The organism is Haloimpatiens lingqiaonensis, assembly GCF_901447495.1.
Taxonomy (GTDB): domain Bacteria; phylum Bacillota; class Clostridia; order Clostridiales; family Clostridiaceae; genus Haloimpatiens; species Haloimpatiens lingqiaonensis.
This window is the reverse complement of record NZ_CABDWS010000006.1, coordinates 24,793-50,116: the sequence shown is the minus strand read 5'-3', so window position 1 is coordinate 50,116 and position 25,324 is coordinate 24,793. Positions and strand designations below refer to the sequence as shown.

Here is a 25,324-nt window from a genome sequence, read left to right as displayed (position 1 = left end):
TTGAATAAGCATATTCTTCATTTTTTTTTAAATTCCTTCTAAAATTTTATTAATTTTTTAATAATTTTGCTTGATTCCAGAATTCATCCATTTGTTCTAATGTCATTTCTTCTAGAATTAGGCCATTTTCAATGGCTTTATCTTCTATATACTGAAATCTTTTTATAAATTTATATATAGTATAATTTAAAGCATCTTCTGGGTCAATGTCAAGAAATCTAGCAACATTTACACATGCAAATATTAAATCTCCTAGTTCTTCTTTTATTTTACCCTTATTATTGCTTTTATATACATTTTTTACCTCGTAAAATTCTTTTATAATTTTTTCAAAAGCAGGCTCCACAGAATCCCAATCAAATCCTACCTTAGCTGCCTTTGCTTGCACCTTATTAGCTCTCATAAGAGCTGGTAACATCTTTGGTATATGCTTTAATGAATCTGTATAGCTAACTAAACCTTGCTCTTGTTTCTTTATTTTATCCCAATTATCTAATACTTGCTCGGAATTGTCTACTTTTATATCTCCAAATATATGAGGATGCCTATTGATCATCTTGTTACATATAACTTTTATAACATCGTTTATATTAAAGTATCCCTCTTCTTCTCCAAGCTTTGAGTGAAATATTACTTGAAGTAATACATCCCCTAACTCTTCCACTAATTTATCTTCATCTTGTTCCTCTATTGCCTCTATAACTTCATAGCATTCCTCTATTAGACATTTTTTTAAAGTTTCATGATTTTGTTCCTTATCCCAAGGGCATCCATTTTCTCCCCTAAGTATATCCATTATTTCTTTTAAATCATAAAAATCCATTGTAGTATTCAAATCTTTAGGCACATATATAGAAGTTAAATAATCTATATCTTCCTGTCTATCAAGCTCATATACTTTTATTTTTCTTATGCTTTCTAAACCCTTCACTCCTGCTGCCCTAACAAAATATATATCAGTGTCATCATTGTAATAATCTAATAAAGCTAATTTAACCTCTGAAGCTATAAACCTATTATATACTTGTGTTATTATAAGTCCAACCCTTTTATCTAATATCTGCTTTTTTATATCAAAAGCATCAATTATCTTAACACCTTCTATAGGATCTAATTTAAGACTTTCCATTAGAGCATCTACAAAGCTTACTGCTGGTAATATTTCACTATCTATTCCCTTAGTTTCACAAATTCTATTTAATATAGTCACAGATTTTTCTGCTACCAAAGGGTGACCCGGTACCGCATAAACTATATCTTCTTTATACTCCATGCTTTTATTAACCAAGTCTTCTGCAATAGACTTATATACCTCATCAAAATTCTCACATTTTTCGTACAGCTCATCATAAGCTTGAAAGTTTACACCTAGATTTTTTATATATTCCACTGTAGGGTGTTTAACAGTTCTCAAATACACATGCTTTGACTTCTTTAATAATTCTATAACTCCCACAGTAAGTGCATCTGGAGCTCCTGGACCTAAACCTACTATTTTAATCATAGCCTTACCCTCTTTTATTTCTATTTTCTCATGAATCTCTTTTTAAAACTTTTATAACTAAATATACCCAAAGCGCATATTAATATTCCATAAACTACTATACCAGCTAATATTGCTGAAAGGCAAGAAATATTTATGCTCATTGTATAATTATATACGTACTTATAAATAAATACAACAAAAAATGTCATTATTACCGATGCATATAAAGGTTTTATCATAACTTGATAATAATTTACGGATATATTTAAATGTTTTTTAAGTACTTTCAGATTAAGTAAAGCCGCTGCAATATATCCTAAAATACTCCCAATCACTGCTCCATATACATTTATGGCTGGTATAGAAACTAAATAAAAAGTTACCAATGACTTTATTATGCATCCTATAAACAAATTTATTACTGGTTTTCTAAAATTCCCTGTCCCTTGAAGAATTGATGTAGTAGTTTGTGCCATTATTATAAATGGAATTGATATACTTAAATACTGTAATATATGGTACCCGCCTACTTGCTTGTTAAATACTAAATTTAAAATAGGATGGGCCATAAAGTATAATCCAAAAAATGAAGGTATGGATATAATAAAAGAAATTTTCAATGCAGTCTCTACTTTTCTTTTAACTTCCATTCTTCTATTTAAAATAAAAGCTTCTGAAATTATAGGAACTAAGGAACTGCCTAAAGCAACAGACAAGCCTAGTGGCACATTTATAAGCACAGATGCTTTTCCTGTAAGCTGACTATATAATACAGTGGCTTCCTTAGAAGTAAATCCTGCTTGTAAAAGTTTTTGAGGTACTAGTATTGAGTCTACCAAGCTCATTACCCCTCCTACTGCTGCTCCTAATGAAATAGGTATAGCTATGCTTAAAAGCTCCTCCATAATTCCCTTATCTCTCATTATAAGTCCTCTATAAAATTCTTTTCTTACCCTCACATATTTACTGCACAAATATAGGTCTGAAATAATTCCCCCTGCCGCTGCTCCTAAAGCTGCACCTGCTGCTGCAAACTCTATTCCCTTTGGCATTAATAAATAAGCAAGTCCAACTCCAACCACTACTCTTCCTACCTGCTCTAACATTTGAGAAACTGCTGTTGGATTCATATTTTGAAGCCCTTGAAAAAAACCTCTTAAACAGCTCATAATTGCTATAAATACTGGTGCTATAGCTATAGCAATTAGAGCATAATATGCCTTAGGATCCCACTTCAGGGCATAAACTATATTTTTAGAAAAAGCCAATAAGCTCCCTGTAAAACCTATGCTTAAAATACCCATCAAAACTACTGAATCTCTTAGAACTTGTACCGCACCACTTCTATCATTAATTGCATTTCTTTCAGAAACCATTTTTGATACTGCTATGGGTATTCCTGATGACACTGCTATAAATACTGCGTATAAAGGATATGACATTTGGTAATACCCCATCCCCTCGTCTCCAATTAAATTTTGCACTGGTATTCTAAAAAATATACCTATAAATCTTGTAAATACACTAGCAAGCCCTAAAATTAAAGTTCCCTTTACTAGCGACTGTTTCTTCATACACTCCCCAACCCCTAAAAAATACTATATTTAATGATATTTTTAATTTTTTTCTAATATTACTCATGATATTATTTTAAAAATGAATATTTATTTATTTTTTTGTCTATAATCTAAAATGAAAAAAATAAATGGCAGATAAACTGCCATTTATTCCATTTGTTTTCCTAAGAAGGTTGATGCTGTTTGAGCTAATTTAATCTCTAAATCAGGAGTATCCTTATTTTCTTCTTTACTGATTAAGATTACTGCCCCAATAGCATCCCCTTCTGCTATTATAGGAGCTACCACCTCACCAAAATATTTTCCTTCTACCTCCTCATCTTCATACAAAGGCACTAATTTATCCTTATCTAAAACTACATTCTTTCTAGCTTCTATTATTTCACCTAATTCATTACTTATTTTCTTATCTAAATACTCCTTTTTAGTGGTTCCACTTACTGAAACCATATTATCTCTGTCGCATATTATTACTATGTTACCAGTAGACTGATTTAATGCTTCAGCATATTCATTAGAAAAACTTGTAAGCTCATTAATAGGAGAATATTTCTTTAAAATTATTCCTCCTTCTCTATCTGTAAATATCTCCAATGGATCTCCTTCTCTTATTCTTAAAGTTCTTCTAATTTCTTTTGGTATAACAACTCTTCCTAGATCGTCTATTCTTCTTACTATTCCTGTTGCCTTCATTTGTTTAATTACCTCCTTAAAATTAAAGTATATAAAATTACTTGTACTCATATTATTTTTCTAAATATGAAATTTTATACACAAATGTTATGTAATAGCCCCTATAATACAAAAAAAGATACCTAAAGGCCCTGTATTAGCCTTTAGGTATCTTTAAAATAAAAATTTATTAATATTATAGATTTTTTTCATAAAGCTTTATTTTAGCATCATTTTTCCATTTTTCTAGTATTTCTTTCCATTGGGATTGTTTCTTACTTTCTGAAACCATCTTATTTATTTCACTTTTTACTTGATCATATTTTTTAATTGGATATTCTTCCTTTTCAATACACTTAATTATATGCCATCCAAATTGAGTTTTTATAGGTGATGATATTTGTCCCTTTGAAAGAGCTTGTGCTGCAGTCATAAACGTTTTATCGTAGTTTGCATCATTGTAATTAATAAATCCTAGATCTCCACCCTGTTCATTTGCTGCTTTATCTGTGGATACTTCTTTAGCTACTTTAGCAAAATCTTCTTTTTTATCCAATCTTTCCTTTGCCTTTTTAGCTTCCTCTTCTGTTTTAACTAAAATATGTGCCACATGTATTCTATTTGGTTTTTCTGTAAATTCTACCATGTGGGAATCATAATATTCTTTTGTTTCCTTTTCTGTAGCCTTTACATCCTTCATAGCAGCTTCATATACCTTAGGAACTACAACTCTTATTCTTAAGAAATTTTTTAAAGTTTTTTCTGTAAAACCACCTGCAGTCATTTCTTTCTTAAATTCCTTATCATCTTTATAATTCTTCTTTATAGCATCAAATTGTTTATTGACTTCTTCCTCTATTTTCTTTTCATCATATACCTTAAGTTCTTTTGCCTTTTGCATAATAACCATTTCCATAGTTAATTCATCTAATACACTTTTTCTAGTTTCCTTTAATTGTGATTTAGCTTCTTCATTTTTTTCATAGTCATTACCATATTTAGCTTTAGCACTTTCTATAGCTTTTACCATTTGAGGATATTCATCCACTTCTCCCCTAGTTATCTTTTCTCCTTTTACTTTAGCTACTGTTGATTTTTGAACTCTCTCCGGAGTTTTTTCTATTAAATTACATCCTGCTATTGATAACATACATGTTCCTAGCAACACTGATGCAATTATTTTCTTAACCTTTTTCACAATACATTCCTCCTATTTTCTCATCCATAAATAGACTCATAAATTAATTCTATCATAAAACTAGTCCTTTTCAACTAATTTACTTATAAACTCAACCATTTCTTTCATAATTTTTACTATTTTTTCTCTTTTCACTCCCTTAAGCTTATATGCTACAGCTGGCTTTTCTCCAATCTTAAACAATATATCCTTGCCATACTTATCCATAACATTCCTAACAAGCTTTTGGTTAAAATATGTTTTGTTATGAAACCTAAATACTAATTCATCCTTCTCATCTACTATTTCTTCTATTCCACACTTGCTACCTAAAGCCCTGCTATAAGATATGTCTATTAAATTATTAACCGCTTCTGGTATATCAGAATATCTATCCTCTATCTCTTCTTGTACATCTAACATATCATCATAAGAGTCTATAGCTGCTATCTTTTTATATATTTCTATCTTTTGAGTTTCGTCTTTTATATATGTTCCAGATATATATGCATCTACATTAACTTTTATATCTGTCTCTACCTTTTCCTTCTCTATATGGCCCTTTAATTGTCTAACAGTTTCCTCTAGCATTCTGCAATATAAATCATACCCTACCGCAGCCATATGACCATGTTGCGCAGAACCCATCATATTACCAGCACCTCTTATTTCAAGATCCCGCATGGCTATTTTAAATCCTGAGCCTAGCTCTGTAAAATCTTTAATAGCCTTTAGTCTTTTTTCTGCTACTTCAGTTAACGCTTTATCCTTTCTATAAGTAAAGTAAGCATATGCTATTTTATTAGAACGTCCTACCCGTCCCCTCAATTGATATAATTGAGATAAACCCATTTTATCTGCATCATATATAATCATAGTATTTACATTTTGTATATCAATACCTGTTTCTATTATAGTAGTGCAAATTAATAAATTTATCTTTCCATCCATGAAATCCATCATAACCTGCTCTAATTCTCTCTCTGTCATCTGCCCATGGGCTATGCCTATAGAAGCTTCAGGTACCAATTTACTTAAGTACCCTGCCATATCCTTTATGTTTTTCACCCGGTTATATACAAAGAAAACCTGTCCATCCCTGCTTATTTCTTTTATTATAGCATCTCTCATCAATTGCTCATTAAATTCTACCACATAGGTCTGTACTGGATATCTATCTTCTGGCGGAGTTTCTATTACACTTATATCTCTAACCCCTGTTAAAGACATATGCAATGTCCTAGGTATAGGTGTGGCTGTTAATGTCAATACATCTATATTCTTTTTCATTTCTTTTATTTTTTCTTTATGAGTAACCCCAAATCTTTGTTCCTCATCTATAATTAAAATACCTAAATCCTTAAACTTTACATCCTTTTGTAAAATTCTATGAGTACCTATTAAAATATCCACATTTCCTTCTTTTACACTTTTTAAAGTATTTTTTTGTTGTGCTGATGTTCTAAATCTACTTATCATATCTATCTTTATAGGAAAATCAGAAAATCTTTTTATAATGTTATTATAATGCTGTTCTGCTAATATGGTAGTAGGAACTAAAAATGCTACCTGTTTTCCCTCCATTACAACCTTAAAAGCAGCCCTTAAAGCTACTTCTGTCTTACCGTAACCTACATCCCCGCAAAGTAATCTATCCATTGGCTTGTTGGATTCTAAATCCCCTTTTATATCTTCTATTGCAGTTAATTGGTCCGGTGTTTCCTCGAAGGGAAATTCCTCTTCAAATTGTTTTTGCCATACTGTATCTTTACCATATTTATTACCCTTCACCGTGGACCTTATAGCATAAAGCTTAATGAGCTCTTCCGCTATGTCATTTATAGATTTTTTAACTTTGTTTTTAGTTTTATTCCATTCATTGCTACTTAATTTATTTATTTTAGGAGCTTTTCCCTCGCTACCTATATATTTTTGAACAAGATCTAGCTGCTCTACTGGCACATAGAGTTTATCATCTTTGTCGTACTCCAATTCTAAATAATCTCTTTTATGTCCCTGTACATCTAAATGCTTTATTCCTTTATATATACCAATACCGTGATTAGCATGTACTACATAGTCTCCCAGCCTAAGTTCTGAAAAACTCTTTATTTTACTTACGCCTTTTCCTTTTACCTGCTTTTTCTTTAACTTTCTTTTAGACTCTCCGAAAACTTCCTTATCAGATATAACACAAAGTTTTATTTCATCAGCCTGAAAACCCTTAAGAAGACTTCCAGAAGTAATAACCACCTGAGATACTTTTATTTCCTCCAGTTCTTCACTGTAAAAACTTTCAATGCCCATTTCCCTTAAAGTGTTTACTAATCTTTGTCCTCTTGTTTTAGTTCCTGATAATATTACGGTTGCATAGCCTTTACTCTTTTTATCCTTTATGTCATCTATTAAAAGCTCTAGCTGCCCATGATAGTTACTTAAGGTTACAGCAACAAAATCTACTTCTTTAATGTATTTTATAGTATCATTTGGCTTTTTAATAGAATCTATAGTTATAAACAAATTGTTTTTTAAACGTTGAATTGTTTCTTCTTTAGAAAATAGCAAGTCCCATTGTCTAGATAATATACTTGCCCTTTGAAAAAAGTTTTTATAATCCTCTTCAAATTCAAAATACACACTATCTAGTTTACCTATACATCTCTTAGCATCATCTAATATTATAAACGGTTCATTTATATAATCTAATAGTGATGCCTTCTTTTCATAAAAATATGGTATAAAACTCTCAATATTGTCAAACTTCCAAGTTTCTTTTAAATACTCTAAATTTTTATTAGTTGCTTTAATCAAATTTTGTAGATTATCTTTTAGTTCTTTACCATTAAAATTACCTTTTGCTTTTTCCAAGTCTTCTAAAATACCCTTATATCCCCTATCTAAATCCTCTGGAGTAAGTATTACTTCTTTAGCTGGAAATATTTCTATAGAATTTACTTTTTCTATACTTCTTTGTGTCTCCAAATTAAAAGTTCTTATAGAATCTATTTCATCACCAAAAAGCTCTATTCTATAAGGACTTGATGCTATAGGAGGATATATATCCACAATGCCTCCTCTTATTGAAAACTGTCCCTTTCCATCCACCGAAGGAGTTCTTTCATAGCCGCTTTCAACAAGCTTTTTTATAAGTGTATCTAATTCCACATTGCTACCTGTAGAATATTTTAGAGTATATTTTTTAAATAATTCTATTGGAGTATACAATGAGGTAAGTGCTTCTACTGTAGTAATTATTATTTTCTTTCCTCTTCTGAGCATTTCCCTTATAACTTTTAGTCTTTCCCACCTTAAATCACCTGACAAAGCATATATGTTATAAAATACTGTTTCTTTAACAGGAAAATAGTATGCATTGTTTGTGTAAAAAGATATATCTTCATATAAGTTTCTTGCCTCTATATCGCTATGAGTTAATATTAAAATGTTCCTATTTAATTCACTATAAATACCATTTATTAAATAACTTCTACTTGAATCTGCTACCCCATATATTTCTATAGGACCCTTTTCTGTTTCTATATTTTGAACTATATCCTTAAACTTCTTATTTTCCATTAAAGGCTTCATGAGCCCTTGTAATTTCATATAAAACACCTCTCAAGATTTAAATCTTATAAATTTATACCATTAAACTGATTCATTGCCTCATTTATTCCCTTAGTTACTATACCCTCTGCCGCATCTGCAGCTACCATTATGATCTTTTCTATTTTTTCTCTCTCTTCTTTAGAAAACTTACCCAAAACATGCGAAACTAACTCCCCTTTTGGAGAGCCTGCACCAACCTTAATTCTATTGAATTTATCTGAGTTTAAATTAGCTATTATGCTTTTAATTCCATTATGTCCACCAGCACTGCCAGCGGATCTCAGTCTAATTCTCCCCACTTCTAAACTTATATCATCATATATAACTATAATATTGTCACTTTTGATTTTATAAAAATTTACAGCTTCAATAAGACTTTCTCCGCTTAAATTCATATAAGTCTGAGGCTTCATTAATATTACCTTTTCATTACCTATTAACCCTTCACCGCATATACTCTTAAATTTTTTCCTATTTAACTGAATATTATACTTATCTCCAATACAATCAATAACCTCAAATCCAAGATTATGTCTTGTCCTCTCATATTCCTTACCAGGATTTCCTAATCCAATTATTAAATACATAATTACCTCCACTGATATTTTACATGTTTCACATATATTTTAGTATATATTAGCATTTTTTATATAGCAAGTTGTATTAAAATTCTTATTTTAGAGTATATTAAACATTAAATTAAACAGCATGCCGATTAATCCAGCTGCTGTTTAATTTGTTTTTATATATTTTAAATGTTTTATATTACTCTGCCTCAGATAATCTTATTTTATATTTTTCCGTCTCACCATTTCTCCACACTTTACAGGATACCACATCTCCTACTTTATGTTCAAATAGTATCGCTGACAGATCTGAAAAACTTTTTATCTTTTTATTATCAAATTCCGTCAATATATCTCCTGCCTGTATCCCTGATTTCTCTGCTCCAGAGTTAGGAACTAATTTAGTAACATAAACTCCTTCTATTCCACCAGTAGCCTGTGGATTAACAGTGCCACCATATATGCCCATTATAGGTCTTATAACCTTACCATTTTTCATAAGTTGATCAATAATTCCCTTAGCTTCATTTATAGCTATAGCAAAACCCATTCCTTCTGCATTAACCTGTGCTCCTAACTTCAAACTATTTATTCCTATTACTTCGCCATTTTCATTACATAAAGCCCCTCCACTATTACCAGGGTTTATGGCTGCATCTGTCTGAAGTACTTTATATACTGCTTCTCCTGATACTATTTTTCTATTTAAAGCACTTATTATTCCTGCTGTAACAGAACCTGCAAACTCCTCTCCAAGTGGATTGCCTATTGCTACAGCTAAATCTCCTACTTTCATTTTAGAGGAATCACCAAATTTTGCTACAGGTAAATTTTTAGAATTTACCTTAATAACTGCTAAATCTGACTTAGGATCCTTACCTACCACCTTAGCTTCTAATTCTTTTCCACTGGATAACTTTACTGTTAATTTAGTAGCACCTTCTATTACATGATTGTTAGTAACAATATACCCCTCTTCATTAAAAATTATACCTGAACCAGTACCTTGTTTTACATCTCCAAAAAAACCTTCTGCTCTATTACTTATAGCTACTACTGCAGGTCCAACAGTTTCTGCTACCTTATTTATAGGATTAGCGTTAATAATACGTGTGGTAGCATCATTGCTGTTATTTATACTTTTAGCAGGTGTTTCTTTTGTTTTATCAGCCCCTTGAGAATATTTATTTTCAACTACATAATTTGCTGTGGCAGCTCCTGATATCATTGCTACTAGTACGAAAATTATAAAGTATATTATTTTTTTAAAGATACCATTTTTCTTGTTTTTCCTAAACTTTATGTGATAATTGTTATATTCATCAGTCACTAATCCACCGTCATTTTCTTTATACTCACCCATACACACTACCTCCCGACTTAGTAATTTATAATTTAATTTTAATATACTATAATTTAATTTATAAAGTTTTATGAAAGGTTTAATTTTTTGTTAAAGTGAATGTAAACTCTACCCCATTTTCTTTATTTTTTACCCATATATCTTCTCCTAATTGTGATAATATACTCCTTACTATAGACAATCCTAAGCCAGTACTTATCTTAGAGGATCTAGCTTTATCAGCTTTGTAAAATCTATCCCAAATATGATTTAAATCTTCATCATTAATATTAGGTCCGCTATTAAACACACTAATATAAGCTTTTTTACCTTTACTTTTTGTGGTTATTTTAATCTGACCACCCTCATTTACATATTTCAGTGCATTATCTATTATATTAGTTATTATCTGTATAGTCCTATCCCTATCTGATAAAACATACAATTCCTCTTGTTCAAAACACACATCTACTTTTAATCCTTTATTTCTTATGCGAGTTTCAAATTTTATCACTGCAAGCCTTATTATTTCATTTAAATTTAACTCCCTTACCTTCAATGAAAATCTTCCTGATTCTATAGCTGATAAATCCAATAAATCATTCACTAACCTGGTAAGCCTTCCTATTTCTTCATAGGCTATAGATAGATAATAGTTTTTTTTATCTTCTGGTATTATTCCATCTAACATACCGCCTATAAAGCCCTTTATAGATGTTATGGGTGATCTTATTTCATGTGATACATTAGAAATAAACAATCTTCTATTATTCTCTACCTTTTCCAAAGAATCTGCCATAATATTAAAAGAATTAGCTAATTCCCCTATTTCATCATTAGATTTAATGTCTACTCTTTTGTCCACTTCACCTTTTGAAATTTTTCTTGCTACGCAATTAATTTGTGCCAAAGGCTTTATTATAATTTTCTGCGAGAAATAATATATAACTATACAAGACACCACAATAGCCAATATAGCGGAGGCCCATATAATTTTATATACGTTTTTTAATGCATACTTTATATTCTCTAAAGAAGTGTGCATTATTATTGTGCCTTTAAAACCATTTCCTTGGTCTATTGGTATTTCAATGGTATGTACAGGAACGGAAAATAAATTTCCGTAATTACCCTTTTTCTCTATAAATCTTTTTAACCTTAACTCTTTTAAATCACTAGTTAATATTTGCTTTCCTAAAATACTTTTGTATTTTTCATTGGATACAGCATACACATACCCATATTTATCAGTAAGCCATATATCTACCTTAAGATAATCTCCTATTAGTTTTAGTTGCTTATTCATTTCATAGTAAGAAATATCCCCATACATATACTGTACTGCAGAATCTCCTATTAATGCTGCTTTTTCAGCCAGTTCATTTTTATTCTGCTCAAAATAATAATTTTCAAACCACAGTGATAAAACTGTTGCAAGAATGGTAAAACTAATGGCTATTATTATGGTATAAGTGGCAACCATTTTAGAAAATAAACCTTTTTTCATCCTTATTTCACCTCAAATTTATAGCCCACACCCCATACAGTTTCTATTTTCCAGCTAATGCCACCTTCTAATTTTTCTCTAAGTCTCTTTACATGTACATCTACAGTCCTAGAGTCTCCCGGATAATCATAACCCCATACTTCACAAAGCAATTGTTCTCTAGTAAACACCCTATTCTTATTACTTGCTAAATAATATAACAATTCAAACTCTTTAGGAGGCATCTTTATTTCTTCTCCATTGTAAATTACCTTATATGAATTAATGTCTATCATTAAATCCTCAAAATTTAAAACCTCTTTGTTTACACTTTCAGAATTATATCTTCTTAATACTGCCTTCACCCTTGCTAACATTTCTTTAGGTTCAAAAGGTTTAACTATATAGTCATCAGCACCTAATTCTAATCCTAGAACCTTATCAAAAGTTTCTCCCTTAGCTGTTAACATTATTACTGGAGTTGAACTATCCCTTCTTATCCATTTTAGTACATCTATACCATCAATATTAGGTAACATTATGTCTAAAAGTACTAAATCAGGTTTATACTCTACAAACTTTTCCTCAGCAGCCTTCCCATTATGTACGCAAATAGTATTATATCCTGAACTCTCTAAATACATTTTGATTACTTCACATATATTCTCATCATCATCAACAATTAATATTTTGCCTATGCTTCCTTCCATTTTTCTCAACCTCCTATATATTAAGTATTCGAATATTATTTTACACATTTATTTAATTTTAATTTACCATAAAATCATTTATATATTGTAGTTTTAATTAAAAATTTACAAATATTTCACCTTATATACAAATAGGCATGCAATATCATAAGTTTCTTATAATATTGCATGCCTAAAATATATTAATATGTACTATAAAACTCTCTAGTCTTCAAATAATTTGCTTACTGATATATCTTCATATATTCTTCTTATAGCTTCTGCAAACATTGGTGCTACAGATAAAGTAGTAAATTTATCTAATTGCTTATCTTCTGGTAAATCTATAGTATTTAGCATAACTAATTTCTTTATTGCAGATTTTTCAATTCTTTCTATTGCTGGACCTGATAATACAGCATGACTACAACATGCATAAACTTCTTTTGCACCTAAATCAACTAAAGCATTAGCTCCATTAGTTATAGTTCCTGCAGTATCTATCATATCATCTAACAATATAACTCTTTTGCCTTTAATATCTCCTATTACATTCATAACTTCAGAAACATTAGCCTTTGGTCTTCTTTTGTCAATTATAGCTATTGGACAATGTAATCTGTCAGCAAATTTTCTAGATCTAGCTACGCTTCCTAAGTCTGGAGAAACTACTACTACATCATCTTGTTCTTGGAATCCATTTTCAATGAAGTGCTTAGCCAAAGTAGCTGCTCCCATTAAATGATCCACTGGAATATTAAAATATCCTTGTATTTGTGCTGCATGTAAATCCATAGTAAGTACTCTATCGGCACCTGCTGCTGTTATTAAATCAGCAACTAATTTAGCTGTAATTGGATCTCTTGCTTTTGCTTTTCTGTCTTGTCTAGCATATCCATAATAAGGCATAACCGCTGTTACTCTTCCTGCAGATGCTCTCTTGAAGGCATCAATCATTATTAAAAGCTCCATTAAATTATCATTTACTGGTGCGTTTGTTGATTGAACTACAAATACATCTGCTCCTCTTACAGTTTCACCTATGTTTACAGAAATTTCTCCGTCACTGAAAGTAGAAACTACTGCGTCTCCAACCTTTAATCCTAATATACCTGCAATTTCTTCTGCAAGCTTAGGGTTAGAATTACCTGTGAATATTTTTATATTTTTGCCATGGGTTATCATTATGTGAACCTCCTTATATTTATTTCCTTAAACCTTTTTTGTCTACCCAGCCTTCTTTGTTTACTTGTTTTGCTCTTCCTATAGCAAGGGCTCCTTCAGGTACCTTTTGAGTTATAGTAGAACCTGCTGCTATATATGTATTGTCTTCAACTTCCACTGGTGATACTAAATTTGTATTACATCCTATGAAAGCATTGTTTCCTATTATTGTTTTATATTTTTTCTTTCCATCATAGTTAACTACAACAGTTCCGCATCCAAAATTACATCCACTGCCTACTTCTGCATCACCTATGTAAGTTAAATGTGAAACCTTAGTGCCATCACCAATAGTAGATTTCTTAATCTCAACAAAATCGCCAATTCTAGCTTTTTTACCTATAATGCTTTCTGGTCTTATATATGCAAATGGACCAACAGTAGTGTTTTCCCCTACTTTACTATCCAATATTACTGAACTTTGGATAGTTACATTATTTTCTATTATACTGTCTTTTATTCTAGAATTAGGATATAAAACACAAGACTCTCCTATAATAGTTTTTCCCTCTATTACATTGCCTGGATATATTATTGTGTCTTTTCCTATTTCCACTTCGTCTCCTATGTATGTATTTTCAGGGCTAATTATAGTAACTCCATTTTCCATATGGCATCTGTTTATTCTATTTCTCATTATAGCTTCTACTTCTGCCAATTGAACTCTAGAGTTTACTCCTAAAGTTTCTTCAAAGTCAGTATCTATAGCACCAACTTTTTCGCCTTGATTCTTTAGAATAGATATAACATCAGTTAAATAATACTCTCCTTGAGCATTATTATTGTTCAATTTTTCTAAAGAACTTAAAAGATTAGATATATTGAAACAATACATACCTGAGTTTATCTCATTTATATTCTTCTCATTCTCACTGCAATCCTTAAACTCTACTATTTTTTCTACTTCGCCCTTTTCATTTCTAACTATTCTTCCATACTCAGCAGGGTCATCTATTATAGATGTTAAAATAGTAGCCTTAAAATCATTTTCTACATGATACTTAATAAGTTTTTTTACTGTTTCTGATTTTATTAAAGGCGCATCCCCTGTAAAAATAGCAACTACACCTTCTTTATTTTGTAAAAATTCCTTAGCACACATCACTGCATGACCTGTACCTAATTGATTTTCCTGCAAAGAGTATATCACATTTCTATTTTGTGTAGCCTCTTTAACCATTTCAGAACCAGTGCCTATAACTACATTTACATCATCTATTTCTGCTTTTCTCATGGTGTCTATTACGTGGTTTATCATCTCTTTGCCGCATACCTTATGTAAAACCTTTGGCATACTAGACTTCATTCTTTTACCTTTTCCTGCAGCTAATATCATAGCACATTTATACAATTCTAACACCTCTTTTAGGCATATTTTTGATATATCGTTCACTTTTACTTATTAATAAAACACACATATTCTATTATATTTTAAACATAAACTATTTTCAACACAACTAACGCTTTTTTCAAAAATTACTATAAAAAAAACAAAAAGGAGTGTTAACTCCTTTTTATTCTACAACTTCATCTTCACTTTCTATATCTTTATTTTTTACCTTTTCATATTCATCAAAAATTGCTTGTTGAATTTTTTCTCTTGTATCTGTGTTGATTGGATGTGCAATATCTTTAAATTCCCCATCTGGTGTTTTTCTACTTGGCATTGCTATAAATAGCCCACTCTTGCCTTCTATAACTTTTATGTCATGAACTACAAATTCATTATCAAAAGTTATAGATACTATTGCCTTCATTTTGCCTTCCGCAGCAATTTTTCTAATTCTAACGTCTGTAACTTGCATATAAATCCACCTCCGCGAGTATTAACTATATACTAATTCTCTATTATTCTCAAAATTCCTTCTAAATATTCTAAAAAATATTGATTTTTTAGAATATTTCAATTTAAGAATGAATTTCTATCATTTTATTCTTTCTGAAGGACTTATATTTACGCTTCCATTTTCATCAATTCCATTAAGCTCTGCCAAAGATATATAATGCTCCACAAGCTTATTTTTGGTTTCCATATTATCAATTAAAACTCCTATACCTAAAAGTTCACTTTCAAATTCCTTCAATAAATTAAAAATACCTAAAGCAGTTCCCCCCGCTTTCATAAAATCATCTATAAAAATACATTTACTTCCCTTATTAATAGCTTTTTTAGCCAAAGACATAGTTTGTATTCTTTTGCTAGATCCTGAAACATAATTAATGCTTACAGTTGTTCCTTCTGTGACCTTAGTATCTCTTCTTACTATTACAAGCTGAACTCCTAGCATCTTCGCCACTTCATAGGCTAGGGGGATACCCTTTGTTTCCACCGTAACTACATAATCTACATCCAAATTACTAAAAGTTGAAGCTAAAACCAAGCCAGCCTTGCGCACAATTTCTGGATTATACATAATATCAGTCATGTATATAAAATTTCCTGGTATAACTCTCTCCTTATCTTTTAATAATGTGCAAAGTTCATCTACAAATTCAAGCTTTTCTTCCCCTGATATATTACATCTATATTTTACCCCACCAGCTGCTCCAGCTATAGTTTCTATGGTCCCCATATTAAGACTATTTAAAACTTCTCTTACTATCATTAAATCTTCACTTATAGAAGACTTTGCCGCATTAAATTTTTCAGTAAAAACATTTAAATTTATAACTTTATTTGGACTATCCGTCAAAATCTTAGTTATTCCAATCACTCTTTGATTTCTATTTAACTTTTTCATCTTACCACCTATATCCTATTTAACGAATTTTTTTTATAAAAATCTCTTTATTATTCATATTCTATTCTAAAACTATATTAAAATCAATATACTTTAATGCAAATTATTGAACCTTTACTATTTTCTAAATTTTTATTATTAAAATATAAATTTAAGGAGTTCCTTAAGAATTCCAACATTGATTTTTCATTTTAAATTTTAAATTCTAGATTTTAAATAAAAAACCTTTATTCATCTAATTTAGAGTTTGATATTTATGTGCAAAAATTAAGTTATAAACTTTCTTACTTATTAAAAACTATCTAAAATAATGTATCGTTTTATTTAAAATATGTATATAATTAAAAATAGAACTTTTTATAGGGAGGTTTTTTATATGTCTTTTAATTTTATACAAGATAAACATAAAAAGGTTCATTTCATCGGAATAGGTGGTATCAGTATGAGTGGCCTTGCTGAAATATTAATAAAAAACGGCTTTGAAGTTTCAGGCTCTGATAGAAGTTCTTCTCCCATAACAGAAAAACTACAATCTATGGGCGCTGAAATATTTTATGGTCATAAAGCTGAAAACATAAAAAATGCAGATTTAGTAGTCTTTACAGCAGCTATTTCACCTGAAAATCCTGAAATACTAAAAGCTAAAGAATTAAACATCCCACTTATGGATAGAGCGGAGTTTCTAGGCAATATAATGAAGGGACATAAGTACAATATAGCTGTTTCTGGAACTCATGGTAAAACTACCACTACCTCTATGATGTCTCATATATTGCTTAAAGCCAATGTAGACCCTACCATATTAGTAGGAGGTCAATTAGATTCTATAAATGGAAATGTTCGCACAGGTAAAAGTGAATATTTCTTAACAGAAGCCTGTGAATATAAAGCTTCATTATTAAAATTTTATCCTTATATAGGAATTATTTTAAACATAGAAGAAGATCATCTAGATTTTTATAAGGATTTAGAAGAAATAAAAAATACTTTTATTAAATTTACTAAACTAATCCCTAAGGAAGGCTATCTTGTAGCCAATTATGATGATGCTGTAACAGCTGAAGTTTGTAATGAAGCTGATTGTAATATATTGAGCTTTGGAATAAATAATGGTGATATAAGAGCTAAAAACATTTCCTTTAATAACAATGGATGTCCTACATTTAAAGTATTTAAAGGTGATACTGAACTTTTTACCATTAATTTAAATGTTCCAGGAACTCACAATATATTAAATTCCTTAGCCACTATTTGTGCAGCTATGTGCTTAAATATCCCTAATGAATCTATTATAGAGGGAATTGAGTCCTTCAAAGGTACTCACAGACGTTTTGAAATAAAAGGGGTTAAAAATGGTGTTACTGTAATTGATGACTATGCACATCATCCAACGGAAATAAAAGCTGCTTTAAATGCTGTTAAAAACTATCCTCACAATAAAATTTACTGTGTTTTTCAGCCTCATACTTATACAAGAACCCTAAGCTTATTCAATGATTTTGCTGAATCCTTTTTTAATTGTGATGAATTAATTTTAGCTGATATATATGCTGCTAGAGAGCTGGATCCGGGAACTGTAAGTTCTAAGATGCTTTCAGATAAAATAAATGAAAAAGGGCTTAAATGTTCTAATATTCATGACTTCGAAGATATAGTTAATTATTTAAAACCCATTTTATGTGATGGAGATATACTTATAACAGTAGGTGCAGGTGATGTATTTAAGGTAGGAGAGTTGTTTTTAAGCAAATAAATATTGTTAAATAAACATTTCGCAAGGATTTACTAAATTTATGAATTTTTTAGTACTATTTCGTAAATAATATAGTAAGTACTTGGAGGTGTAGTATTATGAAAAACTTTTTAATCTCAGCCCTATGGGATATAATATTAATCCTTGTTTCCTATGGTATATTTAGAGTAGTTATAAGTGGCCCAACACGCCATAAATTATATGAGAAATTTTTAAGCTCTTTTGCTAAATTCGTAATATATCTCTTTGTAGCCACTGCTGTAATCACTGGCTTAACAGCGCTTATTCTTTATAAAACTAGATATATAGTTTATTTGAATATAGTTGCTTCAGCTTTGGTTTCCATATTAGTAGGATTTGTTATGTCTACAGTACCTACTCGAGGCATAGGAGATAAGAAAGAAGAAGGAAAGTAAAATATTTAAATTAATGTTTTAAACTGCCCTTGGTCCAGTCTAAACATTAATTTAAATATTTTTTTTACTTTTTGTGTTGACATGTGACTATTAATCATATATAATTATTCTTGTTCTTCGGGGTGTGGCGCAGATGGGAGCGCGCGTGGTTTGGGACCATGAGGTCGCAGGTTCAATCCCTGTCACCCCGACCAAAATCCTGTGTATTATACACAGGATTTTTTATTATATAAAGAGGTGATTATTTTGTTAAAAGATATAAAAGCTGCTATATTTGACATGGATGGAACTTTAATAGACTCTATGTGGATTTGGTCTAAAATAGATCAAGAATACTTAAAAAAAAGAGATCTCCCTGTGCCAAAAGATTTAAAAGCCTCTATAGAACATTTAACTTTTGAAGAAACAGCCACTTATTTTAAAAATAAATTTAATATTAAAGATTCCATAAATGAAATAATGGACGAGTGGAATCACATGGCTTATGACGAATACAAATTTAATGTAGGTCTTAAACCTGGTGCAAGAGAATATTTAGAAACATTAAAATCTATGAATATTAAAATTGGACTAGCCACTAGTAATAATAGGGTTCTTTTAGAAGCTGCACTAAAGAAAAATGATATATACCATTTCTTTGATACTATATGTACTACAGATGAAGTGTCTAGAGGTAAGAACTTTCCTGATATATATCTTTTAACTGCCGATAGACTTGGAATAAATCCTAAACATTGTATTGTTTTTGAAGATATTCTACCAGCTGTTCAAGGTGCTAAATCCGCTGGTATGAAAGTTGTTGCAATACATGATGCCTTTTCTGAAAATCAAAAGGATTTATTGATTAAAGAAGCTGATAAGTATATACACACTTATGAGGAATTATTAGAGGTTGTATAATTTTAAATTTCGATTTTATAAATAACTACATTTACATTATTTATTTTTAAATGTAAATGTAGTTATATTTTTTATATAAATTAAATAAATATAATAAAGAATCCTTTATTGGGGGGTATTTTTTTGACTTTCCTTGTAATACTACTGCTACTATCCTTGGGTGCCAATGGATATTTTATTCTTACATTTTCAAAGAAAAGTGATACCTTAAAAAAACAATCTATTCTGCTTTCAAGACAAAACGATACTTTAAGAAGTAAATTAATAGAGTTATACCCAAAAAAGCCGTCAAGTATTTCCTATAACATTCCAAAATACAAATGGGGTATAATACAAAAAAATTCTACATTGTTTATTTCTCCTTTAGAAAACTCCATAGAACTTATGTCCTTTAAAGAAAATACTAAAGTATATATATTAGATAATGCCAAAGTAGATTTAAAAAATTGGTTTTATATTTGCTTTGATTCGCCAGACAATATAACCATAAAAGGATGGGTTAAAGAAGAATCCATATCCTTAATTAACGAAATTTTATAAATTAATACATAAAGGTATGTATATGATTTACATACCTTTGTGTATATATCCTCTCTCATATTCCGGAACTATATTTATTATATCCTTACTGCAACAGTAGTTAAGGTCATCTTCTAACCCCAATTCTTTAAGCCTATTATAGTGACTTGCTCCCTTTATAAACTCTACCACATCATTATTACACTGGTATATATAATGAGCCGTCTTAGCTATATCGGTAAGTTCTACCTGAATACAATCCTTTATACATTGTATTATATATCCCCCACATATAAAGTCATCCATGGAAAACTCACCATAGGTTCCAGAATTAACTATAACCAAGTCATTATTAAGTTCTACTGCCCTTTTAGCCACAGCCTTGGCATTTAACATGGCACCTATAAGAATATTTTTTGCCTTTATGCATGCATTTATGGCCTTTGTTCCATTGCTGGTAGTCATCACAAGGACCTTGTCTTTAGCCACATTTTCCTTGTAATCCAAAGGAGAATTTGAAAAATCAAATCCATCTATTTTAACAGCATTTCTTTCTCCTCCAAGTATACATGGCTCTTTACTGCTTTTAGATATATCCTTAGCTTCTTCAACTGTTAATACTGGAATAACTCTTTTACAACCGTTATTAAGTGCTGTAGTTATAACAGATGTAGCTCTTAGCATATCTATAACTATTACTGTTTTTCCTATTATCTTTTCTTCCCTTATATCTTTTGCAGATATTATTACATCAATTTTCATTTGTAAATCCCCCACCTTATTTTAATAAAATGATTTAATAATTTATGCCTTGGTATATTTTCTTATCTTCTAAAGCTTTATCTATTCCATTTAAAACTTCCCATTTTTTAAGACTCCACATAGGTCCTATAAGTAAATTTCTAGGCGCATCCCCAGTAAGTCTATGAACTACCATATCTGGCGGCAATATTGAAATAGCTTCACAAATCAAATCTATGTACTCCTCTTGTTCTAAAAATCTTAATTTGCCCTGTTCATATAGATTAACTAAAGGAGTATTCTTCATAAGATGAAGAAGATGTATCTTTATTCCCTGCACTCCACAATCAGAAACATACTTTATGGTATTCAGCATATCCTCTTTAGTTTCTCCTGGAAGTCCAAATATAGTGTGTACTACTACATCTATATTTCTCTTTCTCAAATTTGAAACAGCTTCTTCAAAAACCTCTAATTTATAACCTCTATTTATAAGTTTAGCAGTTTTTTCATTAGAAGTTTGTAGTCCTAGTTCTACCCATGTATAAATTTTTTGAGAAAACTCCTCTAGTAGTGAAAGCACCTCATCGCCTAAACAATCAGGTCTTGTAGCTATAGCTAACGCTACAACATCACCCTGCGCTATAGCTTCTTCATATTTTTCCCTAAGTATATCCACAGATGCATAAGTATTGGTATAAGCCTGAAAATAGGCTATATATTTACCATTTTTCCACTTATTATTCATCATGTTTTTTATATCTCTAAATTGATCACTTATGGAGAACATCCTGTTACCTGCAAAGTCCCCAGACCCTCTCTCACTACAGTATATACAACCTTTTGTACCAATTGTACCATCTCTATTAGGACATGAAAAACCTGCATCCAATGATATTTTAAATACTTTTTCACCAAATTTATTTCTTAAAAAATAATTTAAACTGTGATATCTCTTATCTCCCCAAATCATCCTCTTCTTCCTTCCTAAATTCTATGGATTTTAAAATCTTTAAGATTTAATTTCCAATTTCCCATTAAGTCTTTATATTTTTCTTCTAAATTATCCTTAGGTAAAATTCGAAAAATTGCATTTTCCTTATCAAAATATGAAAATTCAATACTTACTTTATCTATTGGAAAACTATCTTCAAATTTTACCGGTATCATTTTACCACTATCGCTTTCATAAATTCTAATACATTTTGTACCATCGGATTTACTATATTGAATAGTAATAAACTTTTCATCCTGTGAAAAAACCATGTAATCCACAGCTGCATCTTTTATTATATCTAAATTAATTATTTCCTTTCCTATAGGTTTTTCTTTAATACCCTTATTTTTATTATCTCCAGCTTGTTTTTCTGCTTCTTCGCCTTCTTTATCTCCATTTTTGCCTTGAACAGCTAAGGTTTCATCTATCAATATAGATGCTGCATAAGCATCCTTATCTTTAGTGGATACCAACACCTTTGTACCATCAAAGGATATACTGGTGTCATTAAAGCTTTTACTTGGTACTTCCTGTTTATACATACTTAGCTTATCTTCCTTTGGAAACGCTGATTTAGGCAAATTTTCCATATCTATAACCAAATTAGTTTCAACATTACTTTTATCTCTTATTCTGACTTCATATCCATCTGAAAATATTTCCTTTTGCGGAGTTATATTTACCTCTGCTATTTTATATCCATCCTTCTCTTTTATCACTGAAATTCTGTACTCGTCTAAACTGGTATAAGCACTTTTTTCTCTAGTGCTTACGGCCTTAACTTTAAAAACAGAGTTTTTTTCCATTTCAGCCACATCTTCTACCCTATATCCTCTTACAATTATATCACTTTTTTTATAATTTCCCTGTTCTTTTATCATATCCTCTGTATACATTTTTTTAACCCCATCATAATCCTTCATAATTAGCCCTCTCATATACCTATCCACTAGGTTAGAGGCTGCATTGGTATCCATTTTCTTTTTTTGCTCCTGAGTGTTTAATTCTTTACTTTTACACCCTGCAACTGCAGTACAAAGAAAACATAAAATTCCTATTATAATTAAAAATCTTTTTCTCACATATATCACTCCTAATTCAAATAAGATATATTAGTGTTCTATTTTAGTTTCCCAAATAAACAAGATTTTAATTTACAAAATTATCATTATATATATCATATCTTTTTATTCAAGAAATATTTATAAACAGAGCTCTTAGCTTCAGATGGAGTTTTTTTACTCCATCTGAAGGTTAGAGATCGTTATCCAGGGACGTAGCTGCCGTTATCTCCCACTCTGTTAGAAGTGGGAGTGTTACTGCAGGTAGTCATCGGATAAACTAATAATTATATGGAGGGATTTCATTGAAAAAAAGACTTACATTAATTTTTCAAATAGCTGCTGTTTTTGTAGGCACCATAGTAGGAGCAGGATTAGCTTCAGGGCAAGAAATAACTCAGTTTTTCACTACATACGGATACAAAAGCTTTTTAGGAATTGTTTTTTGTTTCGTAATTTATTCCTTTATGAGCACTATAATAATAAAAATAAGCGTAAAATATAATCTTACATCCTATAATGAACTAATAAGTTTGGTGATGCCACAGCATATTGGAAAATTTACTGATTTAGTTACAGGCTTTTTTATGATAAGCAGTTCCGCTATAATATTGGCTGGCAGTGGGGCACTTTTTCATCAGTACTTTAAAGTTTCCCCTTGGGTAGGCATAGGCTTAATGGTACTTATATCTATAATTACTCTTTTAAAGGATACTAAGGGCCTTATAACCATAAATTCCTTTATAGTACCCTCACTTATAATTGTAATTCTAACTGTATTTAGTTTATACTTATTTTTTCATGAAAATATTTTTAATATTCAACATATAAAAAGTATAGAAACCTATAAAAACCCTTGGCTAATTTCTTCTCTTTTATATGGTGGATTTAATATACTTTGCTGTACAGGGGTCTTAGTTCCTCTAAGCAGTGAAATAAAAGAAACAAAATCCCTATGTATAGGTTCTACTTTAGGTGCCGCTATATTAACCCTTTTGTGCTTTATGATAAATTTAATGCTTCTTTTAAACATACCGTATATTTTTAAATATGATATACCTCTTCTATACATTGCAAACCCTTTCGGCAAAGGGTTACAACTTATTTTACTTGTAATAATATTTTTTGAAATGTTCTCAACGGAAGTTTCTGATATATACAGCGTAGCAAAAACTTTAAAGTTTAAATTTAATATTCCATACAAAATAGCTGTATTATTAATACTATGTTTCACTGTACCTATGGCCAGAATAGGCTTCAAAAATCTAATCACTTTTTTGTATCCTGCCTTTGGTGGCTTAAGCCTAATATTTATAATATGTTGCATGAGATTTTATAAAAAAAATATTTAAAACTAAAATTTACATGCTATAATTACAGGGTACAATAATTAGTTTAAACTGTATTTACTATAGAGGTGTTTTTTATGATAAATTTACTTAAAAATTGTAAACTTTGCCCAAGAAATTGCGGTGTAAATAGATTAGAAGGTGAATTAGGTTTTTGTAAAAGTAATGAAAATATTAAATTAGCAAAAGTCTCTCTGCACCATTGGGAAGAACCCTGTGTGTCTGGGAAAAACGGTTCTGGTACAGTATTTTTTTCTAATTGTAATTTAAGATGCGTCTTTTGCCAAAATCACAACATAAGCCAAGAATCCACAGGAAAAGAAGTGTCTATTAATAGATTAAGTGAGATATTTTTAGAACAGCAAAATAGGGGAGCTCACAATATAAATTTAGTGACTCCAACTCATTATGTACCTCAAATAATAGAAGCATTAAAAATAGCCAAAGCCAATGGCCTTAATATACCTGTGCTTTATAATTCCAACGGATATGAAAATATAGAAACTATTGAAGCCCTAAAAGGCTATATAGATGTGTACTTACCAGATCTCAAATATTTCAATGACAAATACGCTATAAAATACTCCTGCGCAAAGGACTATTTCACTAAGGCTTCAAAAGCCATTGAACATATGGTAGCTCAAGTGGGAAAATCTCAATTAGATAAGGATGGACTTATTAAAAAAGGTGTCATTATAAGACACCTAATGCTACCTGGACTTTTGTTTGATTCAAAGAAGCTAATGGATTATATATATACTACCTTTGGAGATGATGTTTATATAAGCCTTATGAATCAATATACCCCAATGTTTAATGCCTGCAAATACCCTGAAATAAATAAACCTTTAAATCCTAAGCATTATGACGCCTTAATAGATTACTGCTTAGAATTAGGTATTACTAAAGCCTTTATTCAAGGGGAAGGAACCTCCACACCAGAATTTACTCCAGACTTCGATTTGTCGGGAATATAAAGCATAAATTGCAAAGCAATTTATGGCTTTAGGGGGCTAGAA

Annotated in this window: 22 protein-coding genes and 1 tRNA gene; 7 read left to right on the top strand and 16 right to left on the bottom strand. The window is 30.4% G+C overall.

Annotated features, from left to right (window positions below; genetic code table 11):
* Nucleotides 1–49 precede the first annotated feature (49 nt).
* The 13 genes from yabN to purR form a co-directional block, all read right to left on the bottom strand.
* On the bottom strand, nucleotides 50–1,504 hold the full coding sequence (gene yabN, locus FGK85_RS02300) for a bifunctional methyltransferase/pyrophosphohydrolase YabN (RefSeq protein ID WP_138203396.1): 1,455 nt from the start codon (nucleotides 1,502–1,504) through the stop codon (nucleotides 50–52).
* Nucleotides 1,505–1,524: 20 nt separating this feature from the next.
* Nucleotides 1,525–3,060 carry a putative polysaccharide biosynthesis protein gene (locus FGK85_RS02295; RefSeq protein ID WP_138203394.1) on the bottom strand — a complete coding sequence of 512 codons (1,536 nt, stop codon included), beginning with the start codon at nucleotides 3,058–3,060 and terminating at the stop codon, nucleotides 1,525–1,527.
* A 150-nt stretch (nucleotides 3,061–3,210) separates the two neighbouring features.
* Nucleotides 3,211–3,756, bottom strand: a complete 546-nt coding sequence (spoVT, locus tag FGK85_RS02290; protein ID WP_138203391.1) for a stage V sporulation protein T — start codon at nucleotides 3,754–3,756, stop codon at nucleotides 3,211–3,213.
* 175 nt (nucleotides 3,757–3,931) lie between these two features.
* Nucleotides 3,932–4,933: a peptidylprolyl isomerase gene (locus FGK85_RS02285; protein ID WP_138203389.1), complete on the bottom strand. Its 1,002-nt coding sequence runs from the start codon at nucleotides 4,931–4,933 to the stop codon at nucleotides 3,932–3,934.
* Between the two features lie 60 nt (nucleotides 4,934–4,993).
* Nucleotides 4,994–8,518, bottom strand: a complete 3,525-nt coding sequence (gene mfd, locus FGK85_RS02280) for a transcription-repair coupling factor (protein WP_138203387.1) — start codon at nucleotides 8,516–8,518, stop codon at nucleotides 4,994–4,996.
* Nucleotides 8,519–8,544: 26 nt separating this feature from the next.
* Complete coding sequence (gene pth / locus FGK85_RS02275) at nucleotides 8,545–9,108, bottom strand: aminoacyl-tRNA hydrolase (RefSeq protein WP_138203385.1); 564 nt, start codon at nucleotides 9,106–9,108, stop codon at nucleotides 8,545–8,547.
* A gap of 178 nt (nucleotides 9,109–9,286) precedes the next feature.
* Nucleotides 9,287–10,450 (bottom strand): S1C family serine protease, encoded by a 1,164-nt coding sequence (locus FGK85_RS02270; protein ID WP_138203383.1) that lies wholly within the window; start codon nucleotides 10,448–10,450, stop codon nucleotides 9,287–9,289.
* Between the two features lie 79 nt (nucleotides 10,451–10,529).
* The gene (locus tag FGK85_RS02265; RefSeq protein ID WP_138203381.1) at nucleotides 10,530–11,936 is read right to left on the bottom strand and encodes a sensor histidine kinase; all 1,407 of its coding nucleotides are present in this window, start codon (nucleotides 11,934–11,936) and stop codon (nucleotides 10,530–10,532) included.
* 2 nt (nucleotides 11,937–11,938) lie between these two features.
* Nucleotides 11,939–12,625: a response regulator transcription factor gene (locus FGK85_RS02260; protein WP_138203379.1), complete on the bottom strand. Its 687-nt coding sequence runs from the start codon at nucleotides 12,623–12,625 to the stop codon at nucleotides 11,939–11,941.
* A gap of 204 nt (nucleotides 12,626–12,829) precedes the next feature.
* A complete protein-coding gene (locus FGK85_RS02255; RefSeq protein WP_138203377.1) occupies nucleotides 12,830–13,789 on the bottom strand; it encodes a ribose-phosphate diphosphokinase in 960 nt (319 codons plus the stop codon).
* A gap of 19 nt (nucleotides 13,790–13,808) precedes the next feature.
* Nucleotides 13,809–15,179: a bifunctional UDP-N-acetylglucosamine diphosphorylase/glucosamine-1-phosphate N-acetyltransferase GlmU gene (glmU, locus tag FGK85_RS02250; RefSeq protein ID WP_138203375.1), complete on the bottom strand. Its 1,371-nt coding sequence runs from the start codon at nucleotides 15,177–15,179 to the stop codon at nucleotides 13,809–13,811.
* A gap of 163 nt (nucleotides 15,180–15,342) precedes the next feature.
* Nucleotides 15,343–15,633, bottom strand: a complete 291-nt coding sequence (gene spoVG / locus FGK85_RS02245) for a septation regulator SpoVG (RefSeq protein WP_138203373.1) — start codon at nucleotides 15,631–15,633, stop codon at nucleotides 15,343–15,345.
* Nucleotides 15,634–15,753: 120 nt separating this feature from the next.
* Nucleotides 15,754–16,569, bottom strand: coding sequence for a pur operon repressor (gene purR / locus FGK85_RS02240; protein WP_138203371.1), 816 nt, complete (start codon nucleotides 16,567–16,569; stop codon nucleotides 15,754–15,756).
* Nucleotides 16,570–16,945: 376 nt separating this feature from the next.
* Here purR and murC point away from each other — a divergent pair, with 376 nt between their 5' ends.
* The 5 genes from murC (at nucleotide 16,946) to FGK85_RS02215 (ending at nucleotide 20,178) form a co-directional block, all read left to right on the top strand.
* Nucleotides 16,946–18,322 carry a UDP-N-acetylmuramate--L-alanine ligase gene (gene murC, locus FGK85_RS02235; protein WP_138203369.1) on the top strand — a complete coding sequence of 459 codons (1,377 nt, stop codon included), beginning with the start codon at nucleotides 16,946–16,948 and terminating at the stop codon, nucleotides 18,320–18,322.
* 98 nt (nucleotides 18,323–18,420) lie between these two features.
* Nucleotides 18,421–18,738 carry a hypothetical protein gene (locus FGK85_RS02230; protein WP_138203368.1) on the top strand — a complete coding sequence of 106 codons (318 nt, stop codon included), beginning with the start codon at nucleotides 18,421–18,423 and terminating at the stop codon, nucleotides 18,736–18,738.
* 118 nt (nucleotides 18,739–18,856) lie between these two features.
* Nucleotides 18,857–18,932: transfer RNA gene (locus tag FGK85_RS02225), tRNA-Pro, on the top strand.
* A 52-nt stretch (nucleotides 18,933–18,984) separates the two neighbouring features.
* Entirely contained in the window at nucleotides 18,985–19,638 is a 654-nt protein-coding gene (locus FGK85_RS02220; protein WP_138203366.1) for an HAD family hydrolase, read from the top strand.
* Between the two features lie 123 nt (nucleotides 19,639–19,761).
* Nucleotides 19,762–20,178, top strand: coding sequence for a hypothetical protein (locus tag FGK85_RS02215; RefSeq protein ID WP_138203364.1), 417 nt, complete (start codon nucleotides 19,762–19,764; stop codon nucleotides 20,176–20,178).
* Nucleotides 20,179–20,205: 27 nt separating this feature from the next.
* Here the strand turns inward: FGK85_RS02215 and FGK85_RS02210 are convergent, their stop codons facing one another.
* From FGK85_RS02210 to FGK85_RS02200, 3 genes are read right to left on the bottom strand one after another with little or no spacing between them, the layout of a single operon-like run.
* Nucleotides 20,206–20,919, bottom strand: coding sequence for a 2-phosphosulfolactate phosphatase family protein (locus FGK85_RS02210; protein ID WP_138203361.1), 714 nt, complete (start codon nucleotides 20,917–20,919; stop codon nucleotides 20,206–20,208).
* Nucleotides 20,920–20,953: 34 nt separating this feature from the next.
* Nucleotides 20,954–21,871 carry a tRNA modification radical SAM protein MnmL/YtqA gene (gene mnmL / locus FGK85_RS02205; RefSeq protein ID WP_138203359.1) on the bottom strand — a complete coding sequence of 306 codons (918 nt, stop codon included), beginning with the start codon at nucleotides 21,869–21,871 and terminating at the stop codon, nucleotides 20,954–20,956.
* Nucleotides 21,872–21,885: 14 nt separating this feature from the next.
* Nucleotides 21,886–22,977, bottom strand: a complete 1,092-nt coding sequence (locus tag FGK85_RS02200) for a hypothetical protein (protein ID WP_138203357.1) — start codon at nucleotides 22,975–22,977, stop codon at nucleotides 21,886–21,888.
* Nucleotides 22,978–23,261: 284 nt separating this feature from the next.
* Here FGK85_RS02200 and FGK85_RS02195 point away from each other — a divergent pair, with 284 nt between their 5' ends.
* Both FGK85_RS02195 and FGK85_RS02190 read left to right on the top strand, forming a co-directional pair.
* Entirely contained in the window at nucleotides 23,262–24,308 is a 1,047-nt protein-coding gene (locus FGK85_RS02195; RefSeq protein ID WP_138203355.1) for a YkvI family membrane protein, read from the top strand.
* 74 nt (nucleotides 24,309–24,382) lie between these two features.
* A complete protein-coding gene (locus tag FGK85_RS02190; RefSeq protein ID WP_138203354.1) occupies nucleotides 24,383–25,282 on the top strand; it encodes a radical SAM protein in 900 nt (299 codons plus the stop codon).
* Nucleotides 25,283–25,324: the final 42 nt, after the last annotated feature.